Annotated in this window: 2 protein-coding genes; both read left to right on the forward strand. The window is 65.6% G+C overall.

Annotated features, from left to right (window positions below):
- A partial coding sequence (locus AC1DYI_RS33555; protein ID WP_477208434.1) for a hypothetical protein occupies positions 1–205 on the forward strand: 205 nt, incomplete at its 5' end.
- A gap of 152 nt (positions 206–357) precedes the next feature.
- Positions 358–1,848, forward strand: a complete 1,491-nt coding sequence (locus AC1DYI_RS33560; RefSeq protein WP_477208435.1) for a sulfatase family protein — start codon at positions 358–360, stop codon at positions 1,846–1,848.
- The last annotated feature ends 301 nt before the right edge of the window (positions 1,849–2,149 follow it).

Here is a 2,149-nt window from a genome sequence, read left to right on the forward strand (position 1 = left end):
GAGAACAGCCGACGGGTACACGTACGTCGCCTACGCCACTGGCGAACAGGAGTTGTACCAAAACACCCGAGACCCCAAGCAGCTGCGCAGCCAATACGAAACGGCGAACGAGCACCAGAAGACGCAGATGGCGGCCTGGCTGGAGGCCATCGCCGGCGCCTCAGGAGAGGCGTTGCGCCAAGCCGAGCTGCGCCCGCCCAAGTGATCGGCGAGCACAGACAGCCGATGTGCTGAGTGACTGGTTGAAACCATCGTTCGGCGCATAACCATCAGCCTTGCGCCCGCCGCGCAAGGCCCGCAAACTTCCCTCGAAGACGGCTGCATCAAGCAGCCGCGTGCACCTACTCAGGGGGTTAGATGACGTCGTTTCTGCAGCGAGGCAGCCGCCTCTTGCTGGGCTGCTTGCTGGCTGTGTCCAGCACCGCATTTGCGGCCAAGCCGCCCAATATTGTTTTCATCCTGACCGACGACCTGGACGCGGCCGCCGCGGCCAAGATGGCGCAGGTCAAGGCCCTGGTCACCGACCAAGGCACGAACTTCCAGCGTCACTACGTCAACGTGTCGCTGTGCTGCCCGTCGCGCGTGTCGACGTTGCGGGGGCAGTTCGCCCACAACAGCACGATCTACGGCAACAACGCCCCTAACGGCGGCTTCGAGGGCGCCTACTCGAAGGGCCTGGAGTCGTCGACAGTCGCCACCTGGCTACAAGACGCGGGTTACCGCACCGCGCTGATCGGCAAGTACCTCAACGGCTACCCGCACACGGCGCCGTCGACCACCTACATTCCGCCCGGCTGGACGGAGTGGTACAGCCCGAACGGCGGCAGCCCGTACACCGAGTTCGACTACAACCTCAACGAGAACGGGCAAACGGTCAGCTACGGCCATGCCGATGCCGACTACCTGACCGACGTGATCTCGGACAAGACCGTCGATTTCATCCGCCGCTCGGTCGAGCAACACCCCGACCAGCCCTTCTTTGCCTACGTCGCGTCCTACGCACCACACCTGCCCGCCACGCCGGCGCCGCGCCACGTCAACGCGCTGCCCGAGGCCCAGGCGCCCCGCACCACCTCATTCAACGAGCCCGATGTCGGCGACAAGCCCGGCTGGGTGCGTAACGCGCCGTTGCTAGGCGAAACCGAGATCGCCACGCTCGACCAGGAATACCGCAAGCGCCGGCAATCGCTGCTGGCCGTCGACGAGATGGTCAAGCGCATCATCGACACGCTGCAGTCTCTCGGCCAACTCGACAACACCTACGTCTTCTTCACCTCCGACAACGGCTTTCACCAGGGTGAACACCGGCTCGCCTCCGGCAAGATGACCGCCTTCGAGGAAGACCTGCACATCCCGCTCAGCGTGCGCGGCCCGGGCGTGCCGGTCGCCGCCACCGTCGGCGATCTCACGGCCAACGTCGACTACGCCTCGACCTTCGCCGAGATCGGTGGCGCCACCTTGCCGAGCTGGGTCGACGGCCGCTCGCTCGTGCCGATGCTGCGTGGCGTGGCCCACGGGCCATGGCGGCAGGCGCTGATGCTGTCCCATGGCGAAGTCGGCGGCGCCCTTGCGCCACTGAACGGGCTGCTCGAACCGCCGGATCCGTTCGACACGCAAGCCGTCGACATTCCGATGTTCACCGGCCTGCGATTGGCCGACGACTTCACCTATGTCGCCTACCTCAATGGCGAATTCGAGCTCTACGACAACGCCAAGGACCCGCGACAACTTCGCAACCGCTACGAGGCCGCGAAAGAGAGTCAGAAGGCACGCCTGGCGGCATGGCTGGACGCCCTGGCCGGCGCGTCGAGTGAAGCCCTGCGTCAGGCCGAACTCCGCGCCCCCTGAGCATCCGATGGCCGCGAATGCAGCCCCGCAACAGCGTGGTGCCTGCCAACGGGTTACGTTGACAGTCAGTTACCTGTTCGTGAGGTGAATGCCGCTGCGCGGTCATGAATTGTCGGGAGAATTTCGCCCGAACCGGCGGCGCCCTGCCACCGGCAACAACTAGCTTCCTGAGGGGACCCCCATGGGCAACATCATCGCCCGCGGCTTGCAGGCCGCGGTGCTGGGCTTGGCTTTGCTCGGCTCGGCCGGCGCCAAGGCGCCGAACATCGTCTTCATCCTGGCCGACGACCTGGACGCCGCC

It is taken from the genome of Ideonella sp. P3_A4 (genome assembly GCF_056403075.1).